Origin of the sequence: Streptomyces sp. SPB074 (assembly GCF_000154905.1) — a bacterium.
Classification (GTDB): Bacteria; Actinomycetota; Actinomycetes; order Streptomycetales; family Streptomycetaceae; genus Streptomyces.
In genome coordinates, this window is record NZ_GG770539.1 from 6756023 (window position 1) to 6766018 (window position 9996).

The following is a 9996-nucleotide window of genomic DNA, read 5'->3' on the forward strand; positions in this document are numbered from 1 at the left end:
CGCGTGGTGTCCACGAGCCACAGGCAGGCCAGCGCCAGCGGGGGAGTGAGCTGGAGGAAGTAGTGCCCGTAGAAGTGCCAGCCGACGGCGACCGCCGCCAGCGACGCGGGCAGCCAGCCCGCGAGCGCCCGCGAGGCGTCCCGCCGCGCCGCCTCCCGCGAGGAGAGCGCGCGGGCCCGCCCACCGCCCCCGGCGGGGGACCCGGGGCCCCGGCGCCGGAACCGGACGCGCCACGGCAGCCGCGCCACGAGCGGCAGCGCGAGGGCGAAAGCGGTGAGCAGGCACAGCAGCCCGTTGCCCGCGCGCCCCGCCGCCTGCGCGAGGCCCGGGGGAGAGGAGGCGTAGGAGCCGGAGGAGAAGAAGACCCAGAACATGAAGGGCCGCACCCCGAGGGCCAGCGCGCACACCGCCAGCGGCGCCACGGTCCCCGCCAGAAGCGCCGCCCCCTCACGCGCGCGGCGGCGCCCGGCGAGGACCTGCACCGCCAGCGGCAGCAGCGGCGCCAGGCCCACCTGCTTGGTCAGCGTGGCGACGGCCACCGCGAGCCCGGCGAGCAGGTAGCGGCGGCGCGCCCCGAAGTACAGCGCCGCCACGGTGGCGGGCAGCATGAACACCTCGAAGGTCGCCGCCATCGCGTCCGGCGCGGGCAGCGCCGCCGCACCGGCGATCGTCAGCACCCCGGCGGGAAGCGCCGCCCAGTTCCCCCACCACCGCGTCGCCAGCCGCGCGGCCAGCACCCCCGTCAGCGCGAGCGCCGCGACGGCCAGGACGCGCACCAGCCAGAGCCCGTGCGGCCCCGCGAGGGCGAAGCTCGCCTCGTAGAGCCAGGGCACCAGCGGCGGCTTGCGGTCCACGACGTCCCCGTACATCGTGCCGCCCGCGCGCAGCAGGACCGCCTCCGTGCCCAGGTAGCCCTCGTCCGGGCTCCAGAACGGGCGGCCGAAGGACGGTGCCCGGACCAGGAGCGCCAGGAGCGACAGCAGGACCCACTGCCGTACGAGGACACCGCGCCCACCGCCGCCCCCGCGAGGGGCTTCGGGCACGGGGGCGCTCCCGGCGGTCCCCGGGCGGTGTCCGGTCCCGACCACGACGTGTGCCACGCTCGCGCTCCTCTCCCCGGGAACCAGCGCTCGCGGGCACGAGGCGCGCGCCCGCCTCCGATCTGGTTCACTAGTTATGTAGTGAACCGAGTATGAGAAGGGATGCCGAGTATTGTCAACGCACGAACCGAGGCCCCGGCGGCGGCTGCGGTGCCCGACGGCACCCGCCCGGCACCACGCGGAGCGGAACCGCCCCGGCACCGGCACCCCGTCGGCTTCTTCATGGAATGTGGGGAGACATGGAGTTCCGCATCGAACGGCACAGCGGCATCGCCGCCTACCAGCAGATCGCGCAACAGGTCAGGCAGGCCCTGCGGCTCGGACACCTGGCACCCGGCGACAAACTGCCCACGGCCGCCCAGGTGGTGGCCACCACGGCCATCAACCCCAACACCGTGTTCAAGGCGTACCGCGAACTGGAGAGGGAGGGGCTCGTCGACTCCCGGCAGGGGGTCGGGACCTTCGTACGCCGCTCCCTCGCCCAGCCCGGTACCGCCGGCGGCTCACCCCTGCGCGAAGAACTGCGGTCCTGGATGACCCGGGCCCGCGAAGCGGGACTCGACCGCGAGGACGTGGCCGCGCTCACCGCCGCGGAACTGGAGGAGCACTACCCCCGCGAGGCAACGCCGCCCGCGCACAGCCGAGCGAGGACCGATGAGTGACCCCACCCCCACCCCCCCACGAGGACACCCCACCGGCCCTCAGGGCCGAGAACCTCGGCCTGCGCGCCAAGGACGGCTGGACCCAGCGCCACGGCGACTTCGAGGTCCCCCGCGGACGGATCGCCGCACTCGTCGGCCCCAACGGCGAGGGCAAGACCTCCCTGCTCGCCCTCGCCGCCGGCCTGTCGAAGCCCACCGAGGGCACCCTGCGCGTACTCGGCCAGCGCCCCGGCTCGCCCGGCGTCCTACCCCGCGTCGGCGTCCTCCTCCAGGACCGCCCCCTGCACGGCGCCCTCACCGTCGCCGAGACCCTGCGGCTGGGCCGCGAGCTCAACCCCGCCTGGGACGACGCCGAGGCCCTGTCCCTCCTCCGCGAGGCGGACATCCCTTTGCGCGCACGGGTCGGCAGGCTCTCCGGTGGCCGCCGCACCTGCCTCGCCCTCGCCATGGCCCTCGGCAAACGACCCGACCTGCTGCTCCTGGACGAGCCGATGGCCGACCTCGACCCCCTGCGACGCCACACGATGATGGCCGCCCTGATGCGCACCGCCGCCGAACACGGCACCACCGTCGTGATGTCCTCCCACATCCTCGCCGAACTGCACCTCGTCTGCGACTACGTCCTCCTCACGGCCCGCGGCAGGATGCTCATCGCCGACGACACGGACTTCGTCCAGGCGGCCCACACCCTCGTCACCTACGCGCGTGACGCACCGGACGCGGGCACGCCCCACCCCTTCGGCCCGGACGGCGCCACCGTCATCGAGACCCGCCGCTCGGGCCGCTCCGCCGCCACCCTCCTGCGGCTGCCCTCCTCGCTGCCCCCGGCGGTACGCACCACCCCGCCCGCGCTCGACGAGATCCTCCTCGCCTACCTCCGCAGCCCGGACGCCACCCCGCTCCTCGCCCCCACCCGCGAAGCGGGCCCGGGAGGGACGAGCCATTCCCGCCCCACCACCGACGGGAGCGGCGCGTGAAGGCGGCGAGCAGCTACATCAGGTGGACCTCCCCCCGCTACGTCCCCGTCCCGCTGCCGCGCCCCGTCGGCGCCCTGTGGCTCGCCTGGCGCCAGCACCGCGCCCTGTCCCTCACGACCCTGGCGCTCGCCGCCCTCGCCGGAGCCTGGGCCCTGCGGCAGCACCACCTGCTCGTGACCGGCGTCGAGAGCTACGCGGCCCGCTGCGGCCCGGACCCGTACTGCGGCAGGCCCGTACCCGACGCCGTGGACACCGTCCTCCACCGCGCGCCGCCCGTGCTCGACACCCTCCCCCTCGTGATCGCCGCCCTGCTCGGCGCGCCCCTGTTCGCCCAGGACATCGAGCGCGGCACCCACCGCCTCGCCTGGACCCGGTCCATCGGCCGCGCCGAATGGGTCGTCGCCAAGCTCCTCGTCGCCTCGGCTGTCACCACGGCCGCCGCCCCCCTGATCACCGCCCCCGTGAGCTGGTGGTGGTACACCCTGTGGCGCGGACGGGCCGCACCCGGCTCACCGGGAGTCGCCTGGCGACAGCTCGCCGCCGGGAGCGACTGGCCGTTCTTCGAGTACACCGGCACGGTGGGGATCGCCCACCTCCTGCTCGCCCTGCTCACCGGCGCCACCGCGGGCCTGCTCCTGCGCCGCCTGGTCCCCGCCATCGCCGCCGCCGCGGCCGCCGCCTGGGGCCTGCGGACCGCACTGCGCTGGCTGCGCCCCCGCCTCCTCCCCGCCGAGGTGTGCCCCGCCCCCACGGTCGACTACCCGCCGCTCCCGCCGAACACGTGGCACCTGGGCGGCGGCTACCTCCGCACCGACGGCAGCGCGACCTCCCACGTCCCCTGCCCCCAGCCCTACCCCGGCGCGCCCCAGTCGGCCTGCCTCCACGCCCACGGCATCCGCGGCCCCTACACCCGCGACCTGCGCCCCTCCCAGTTCCTCCCCCTCCACCTCACCGAGACCGCCGTGTGCCTCGTCCTGGCCGCCGTCCTCGCCCTCGCCTGCGCGCTCTACGTCCGGCACGTCGCCGCCCGCTGACCGCTGCGAGACTGGAGACATGACCACGCCCGGACAGCAGACGGACCGGAAACTGGAACAGACCATCCTCGCCCTGCTGGACAGCCGGGCCCCCGGCGCGACCATCTGCCCCTCCGACGCCGCACGAGCCGTTCACGAGGGGAGGGACGACGGCTGGCGCGCCCTCATGGAACCGGCCCGGCGAGCGGCGCGCCGCCTGATGGCCGCGGGCGAGGTGGAGATCACCCAGGGCGGCCACCGCGTCGACCCGGACCGAGCGCGCGGCCCCCTGCGCATCCGCCGCGTCCACGGCGTCCACGGCGTCCACGAGGAAGGCTGAGGCGCGGGGTCTCCTCGCGCGAGGCGGGCCGGTGCCCTCCGGAACCCCGGCGGCCGACCGCGGGACACGGGCGCTCCCCGGCCGTGGCCGGACCGGAGGAGCGCCCGGACCCAAGCCTCACCCGACACCGGAACCGGACCCGCGTCCGGCCCCGTACCGGCCACCGCCCCCGCGTCCCAGCCGACGGATGGCGCTTTCTCGATCCTCACAACGGGTTTCACCTCCCTCGCACTCGGTAGCGGCCGTCGCGACGCGTTCGCTTCCGGACACAATCCGGCGCCCGCGCCCCGGACCCGCCCGGCGCCGGGCCCCCGGGGGCGGGGGGCGTTCGTGCCCCGCCCACCGCTTCCGGCCCGCCCCCCGTCCGCGATCGACCGGGGAGAGCGACCGCCCCGATGCCCCTGGGACGCGTGGCCGGTGCCCGCCCTCGGGCACGCTGACTCGATCGCGTTCCGCCGGAAGGGCTCCTTCCGGCCAACTGGTTGCCTCAGGCATCTATTGTTGTGAGGATTCGGGACACGGAACCCACCACGGCATCCCCACCACGGCACCACCCCTCACTTTCGCGGAGGCAGGTATGACCGAGACCGTGTCCCACTCACCGCAGGACCTCAGCGAGTTCCCCATGCCCCGGGCGGCCCGCTGTCCCTTCGACCCGCCCCCGGCCCTGCGGGACCGGCAGAGCGACCCCGCCCTGTCCCGCGTCCGCATCTGGGACGGCAGCACCCCCTGGCTCGTCACCCGCCACGACCACGTGCGCGACCTGCTCGCCGACCCCCGCGTCAGCTCCGACGTCACCCGCTCCGGCTTCCCGCACGTCAGCCCCGGATCGAAGGCGGGCAGCGCGACCCGCCGGTCGTTCATCAACATGGACGACCCGGAACACTCCCGAATGCGCCGCATGGTCACGGCACCCTTCGCCATCCGCAAGATGCGGGCCCTGCGCCCCGCCGTCCAGCGCATCACCGACGACCTCATCGACGACCTGCTCGCCGGGCCCAGGCCGGTCGATCTGGTGCAGGCGTTCGCCCTGCCCGTGCCCAGCCTCGTGATCTGCGCCCTCCTGGGCGTCCCCTACGCGGACCACGGCTTCTTCCAGCGCCACACCAAGGTCCTCGTCCGGCGTTCCTCCCGGCCCGAGGACGTGTCCGCCGCCTCCACCGCCCTCACCGACTACCTCGACGCCCTGCTCGCCGAGAAGCAGGCGCACCCGGAGGAGGACCTGCTCTCCGACATCGCCACGAAGCAGGTCGCCCCGGGACACCTCACCCGCCTGGAAGCCGCCCGCATGGGCGTCCTGCTGCTCGCCGCCGGCCACGAGACCACCGCGAACATGATCGCCCTGGGCACCCTCGCGCTGCTGCGCCACCCCGAGCAGCTCGACGCCCTCCGCGCCACCGAGGACCCGAAGGCCGTCGCCGCCGCCGTCGAGGAACTCCTGCGCTACCTGACCATCGTGCACAGCGGCCGCCGCCGCGTCGCACTGGAGGACATCACGTACGGGGGAGTGACGATCCGGGCGGGCGAGGGCATCGTCCTCTCCGGCGAGACCGCCAACCGCGATCCGGCGGCCTTCCCCGACCCGGACCGGCTCGACCTGGGCCGCGACGCCCGCCGCCACGTCGCCTTCGGCTTCGGCGTCCACCAGTGCCTCGGACAGCCGCTCGCCCGCATGGAACTCCAGGTCGTCTACAGCACCCTCTACCGCCGCATCCCCACCCTCGCCCTGGCCACCGGCATCGAGCGGCTGGAGTTCAAGCACGACGGCGCCATCTTCGGCGTCTACGAACTGCCCGTCACCTGGTGACGGCCTCCCGCCCCCACGAAAGCGAGCTCCCCATGCACGTGGAAGTCGACCAGCCCAAGTGCGTCGCGTCCGGGCAGTGCGTCCTGCTGGCACCCGACGTCTTCGACCAGGACGACGACGGCATCGTCGAACTGCTCGACGCCGACCCCTCCCCGGACCACGAGGACGACGTACGGGAATCCGCCGCCGTCTGCCCCGCCTCCGCCATCCGCCTGGCACCGAGGTGACCACCGCCCGGGCGCCGCGCCGCATCGTCGTGGTCGGCGCCTCGGCGGCGGGCCTCACTGCCGCCGAGACCCTGCGCGCACAGGGATACGACGGCGCCCTCACCCTCATCGGCGAGGAACCGCGCCTGCCCTACGACCGCCCCCCGCTGTCCAAACAGGTCCTCGCCGGTGAGTGGACGGCGGAACGCACCCGGCTGCGCCCGCCCGAGGCGGTGACGGCCCTCGCCCTGGACCTGCGCCTCGGCACTGCGGCGACCGCCCTGTCGCCCTCGTCCCGGACCGTGTCCCTCACCCGCGGCGAGGACATCGGCTGGGACGCCCTCCTCATCGCCACCGGCGTACGCCCCCGCAGGCTCCCCTGGAGCGGACTGCCCGGCACCCACGTGCTGCGCCACCTGGACGACGCCCTCGCCCTGCGGGAACGGCTCGCCCCCGGCCGCAGACTCGTCGTCGTCGGCGCGGGCTTCCTCGGCTCGGAGGTGGCCTCGTCCGCGCGGGCCCTCGGCGCGCACGTCACCCTCGTCGAACCCGCCCCCCTCCCGCTCGCCCACGTCGTCGGCCGGCACGTCGGCGCCCGCGTCGCCCGGCTGCACCGCGAGCACGGCGTGGACCTGCGCACCGGCACCGCGGTGGCCGCCGCCGAGAGCACGCACGGGCGCCTCACCGGCCTCCGGCTCTCGGACGGCACGCACGTGCCCGCCGACGACGTCCTCGTCGCCATCGGCTCCGAGCCCGCCACCGACTGGCTCGCCGGCAGCGGGCTGCGCCTCGACGACGGTGTCGAGTGCGACGAGCGCAACCGCGCCGCCCCCGGCGTCTACGCCGCCGGAGACGTGGCCCGCTGGCACAACCCGCTGTTCGGCACGACGATGCGCCTCGAACACCGCACCAACGCCGCCGAACAGGCCGTCGCCGCCGCGCGGAACCTGCTCCACCCCGAACAGGCCCGCCCCTTCGCGCCCGTCCCGTACTTCTGGACGGACCAGTACGGCATCCGCGTCCAGGCGTACGGCCACCTCCGCGGCCACGAGGAGAGCCGGGTGGTCGAGGGCGACCCGGACGAGGGCCGCTTCCTCGTCGCCTACCGCCGCGGCCCCGCCCTCGTCGGCGCCCTGTCCTTCGGCCTGCCACCGAAGACCCTCCGCCCCTGGCGGGCCGCCGTCGCGGCCCGCGCGGACTGGGCGGAGGCGACGCGCGCGTAACGCGCCACGAGCCCCGCGCGAGCGGCCACCCCCGGCACGTCTCGCCCAGGCGCCCCAGCCTCCCGATAAACAAATCGGCCCACCCGGTGGCGAGGTTGGGAAAGCTGGAACCGATTTGCCCGCCCCGGGAAACGAAGCCGCGCCCGTGCGACCCCGCGCGACATTCAGGAGGGCGTCATGAGCAAGCCCGAGTACCAGGAGGAAGGCCCCGCCGACGGCGGCGCGGCGGGTACGCCCGGCGTCCACGACGGCGGCGCGGACGGTGGTGCCGAGGGTCCGGCGGACGGCGGCGCGGCGGGTACGCCCGGCGTGCACGACGGCGGTGCGGACGGTGGTGCCGAGGGTCCGGCCGACGGTGGCGCGGCGGGTACGCCCGGCGTCCACGACGGTGGCGCCGACGGTGGTGCCGAGGGTCCGGCCGACGGTGGCGCGGCGGGTACGCCCGGCGTCCACGACGGTGGCGCCGACGGTGCCGCCGAGGGCTCTTGAGCCCCGAAGGGAACGGTGTGATCCAGGACGTTGGTGTTCCCACGGACACCGGCGTCCTGGAATCGCGTCTGACCGGCCTGGGCCGGGACGAGTTCGCGCGCGAGGTGTGGGGACGCACGCCCTCGCTCACCCGCCGCGCGAGCGACTTCTCCGACCTCTTCTCCTCGGCCGCCGTGGACGAACTCGTCTCCCGGCGCGGACTGCGCACCCCGTTCCTGCGCGTCGCCAAGGACGGAGCCACCCTCCCCGAGTCGTCCTTCACCGCCCCCGGCGGCGTCGGCGCCACCATCGCCGACCAGCTCGACGACACCGCGCTGTGGCGCGCCTTCGCGGACGGCGCCACCCTCGTGCTCCAGGCCCTGCACCGCACCTGGGAGCCCGTCGGCACCTTCACCTCCCGGCTCGCCACCGAACTGGGGCACCCCGTCCAGGCCAACGCCTACGTCACCCCGCCCCAGAACCAGGGCTTCGACGCCCACTACGACGTCCACGACGTCTTCGTCCTCCAGATCACCGGCACCAAACGATGGCTCATCCACGAACCCGTCGTCACCGCGCCCACGCGCGCCCAGCCGTGGACCGCCCACCGCGCCGCCGTCGCCGAGGCCGCCGCCGGCCCGCCCGTCCTGGACACCGTCCTGGAACCGGGCGACGTGCTCTACCTGCCGCGCGGCTGGCTGCACTCCGCCGTCGCACAGGGAACCGTCTCCACCCACCTCACGCTCGGCGTCCACCCCTGGACCCGGCACGCCGTGGCCGCCCAGCTCGCCGAGACCGCGCTCGCCACGCTCCGCGAGGACCCCGAGCTGCGCACCTCCCTCCCGCTCGGCGCACAAGGACCCGGCGAGGAACTGGACGAGATCCGCGCACGACTCCTCGCCGCCCTCACCACCGCGGACCCGGCCCCGCTCCTCGCCCGCACCCGCCGCGCCCAGGGCCGCCCCGCGCCCCTCGGGCCGCTCGCACAGCTCGCCGCCCTCGACGCCCTCACCGACACCACCCCCGTACGGCTGCGCCCCGCACTGGAGGCACGCCTGGACGGCACCCGGCTGTGGACCCGCGCGGGCTGGCTCGACCTGACACCCGCCGACCTGCCCGCCGTCCGCCGGCTGCTCGACGGCGGACCGCACCCCGCGCGGGACCCGGGCACCGCCCTCGTACGCCGTCTGCTGCGCGCGGGCGTCCTGGTCCCCGCCGCGCCCTGATGGCCGGGGACCCGGCGCGGTTCTTCTGCGCCGAGGCCGCGCGAGCCCGCGGCGACGGCCTCGCCGGGACGGCGCCGCACGGCCGCGTCTGGGTCCTGATCGAACACCCGGGAGCCTGGCCGCCCAACGGCTTCGAGGGCCTCGGCCTCGAACCCGCCTGCGCCACCCGGGTGTTCGAAGCGGCGCGCGCCCGCAAGGCCCGCATCCTCCTCGTCCGCCGCCCCGGCCGCGACCGCCGCGCCGCGACACGCCACTGGGCCGTCCTCCACCACGACGCGCGCGGGGCCCACCGCCAGACCTGGGGCACATGGACGAGGGACGCGGACCTCGACGGCATCCCCGACGCCCTGCGCCACCCCGGCACGACCGGGCACCCGCCCGTCGTCCTCGTCTGCGCCCACGGAACGCACGACGTGTGCTGCGCCGTACGGGGCCGCCCGGTGGCCGCCGCCCTCGCCACCCGCCACCCGGACCTCGTCTGGGAGTGCACCCACGTAGGAGGCGACCGCTTCGCCGCCAACCTCGCCGTCCTCCCCGACGGGGTGTACTACGGCAACCTCGACGCGCCCTCCGCCCTGACGACACTGGCGGAACACCTCGCGGGACACGTGCACGCCCCCCACCTGCGCGGCTACACCGACCTGCCGCCCCCCGCCCAGGTCGCCATCGCCGCCCTCCTCGCCCGCCACGGCCCCGCCGCCCGCCACGCCTACGACATCGTCGCCACGGAACGCGCGGACGACGGCTGGCGCGTCCGCGTCGCGGGAGCGCCCCCGCACCCGGCACTGAGCGAGGTCCGGGTGCGCACCCGCCGCACCGGCCCCCACCGGCTGACCTGCCGGGGCGCGACACCGAGCACCTTCCTCGCGCACGAGGCCGTCACGGTGCGCACCCTGCGCGGACCGGCACCCACGCCCGGCCCCCACTGAGCGGGAACGCACGCCGCACCACGCCACCCCGGGCCCCGCGCGCGG

General features: G+C 75.8%; 11 protein-coding genes. 10 read left to right on the plus strand and 1 reads right to left on the minus strand.

The window, feature by feature from the left end; translation table 11 throughout:
- Positions 1 to 1043: ArnT family glycosyltransferase (locus SSBG_RS28930; protein ID WP_234010692.1), on the minus strand; the 1043-nt coding region annotated here is incomplete at its 3' end.
- Positions 1044 to 1339: 296 nt separating this feature from the next.
- Between SSBG_RS28930 and SSBG_RS28935 the strand changes: the two genes are divergently transcribed.
- The 10 genes from SSBG_RS28935 to SSBG_RS28980 all read left to right on the plus strand — a co-directional run bounded on the left by SSBG_RS28935 (position 1340) and on the right by SSBG_RS28980 (position 9951).
- On the plus strand, positions 1340 to 1762 hold the full coding sequence (locus tag SSBG_RS28935; protein WP_008749577.1) for a GntR family transcriptional regulator: 423 nt from the start codon (positions 1340 to 1342) through the stop codon (positions 1760 to 1762).
- Positions 1763 to 1821: 59 nt separating this feature from the next.
- Entirely contained in the window at positions 1822 to 2739 is a 918-nt protein-coding gene (locus SSBG_RS28940) for an ATP-binding cassette domain-containing protein (protein WP_008749578.1), read from the plus strand.
- Positions 2736 to 3773 (plus strand): ABC transporter permease subunit, encoded by a 1038-nt coding sequence (locus SSBG_RS28945; RefSeq protein WP_008749579.1) that lies wholly within the window; start codon positions 2736 to 2738, stop codon positions 3771 to 3773. Before SSBG_RS28940 ends, SSBG_RS28945 begins: the two co-directional genes overlap by 4 nt.
- Before the next feature lie 19 nt (positions 3774 to 3792).
- Complete coding sequence (locus SSBG_RS28950; protein ID WP_008749580.1) at positions 3793 to 4092, plus strand: DUF3253 domain-containing protein; 300 nt, start codon at positions 3793 to 3795, stop codon at positions 4090 to 4092.
- Positions 4093 to 4669: 577 nt separating this feature from the next.
- Positions 4670 to 5899, plus strand: a complete 1230-nt coding sequence (locus SSBG_RS28955) for a cytochrome P450 (protein ID WP_008749581.1) — start codon at positions 4670 to 4672, stop codon at positions 5897 to 5899.
- A gap of 32 nt (positions 5900 to 5931) precedes the next feature.
- Positions 5932 to 6126, plus strand: coding sequence for a ferredoxin (locus SSBG_RS28960; protein WP_037870862.1), 195 nt, complete (start codon positions 5932 to 5934; stop codon positions 6124 to 6126).
- Positions 6123 to 7328, plus strand: coding sequence for an NAD(P)/FAD-dependent oxidoreductase (locus tag SSBG_RS28965; protein ID WP_199781418.1), 1206 nt, complete (start codon positions 6123 to 6125; stop codon positions 7326 to 7328). The genes SSBG_RS28960 and SSBG_RS28965 overlap by 4 nt, the downstream gene beginning before the upstream one ends.
- Before the next feature lie 177 nt (positions 7329 to 7505).
- Entirely contained in the window at positions 7506 to 7817 is a 312-nt protein-coding gene (locus SSBG_RS28970) for a hypothetical protein (RefSeq protein WP_008749583.1), read from the plus strand.
- Positions 7818 to 7834: 17 nt separating this feature from the next.
- Positions 7835 to 9022, plus strand: a complete 1188-nt coding sequence (locus SSBG_RS28975) for a cupin domain-containing protein (protein WP_008749584.1) — start codon at positions 7835 to 7837, stop codon at positions 9020 to 9022.
- Entirely contained in the window at positions 9022 to 9951 is a 930-nt protein-coding gene (locus SSBG_RS28980) for a sucrase ferredoxin (protein WP_008749585.1), read from the plus strand. Before SSBG_RS28975 ends, SSBG_RS28980 begins: the two co-directional genes overlap by 1 nt.
- Positions 9952 to 9996: the final 45 nt, after the last annotated feature.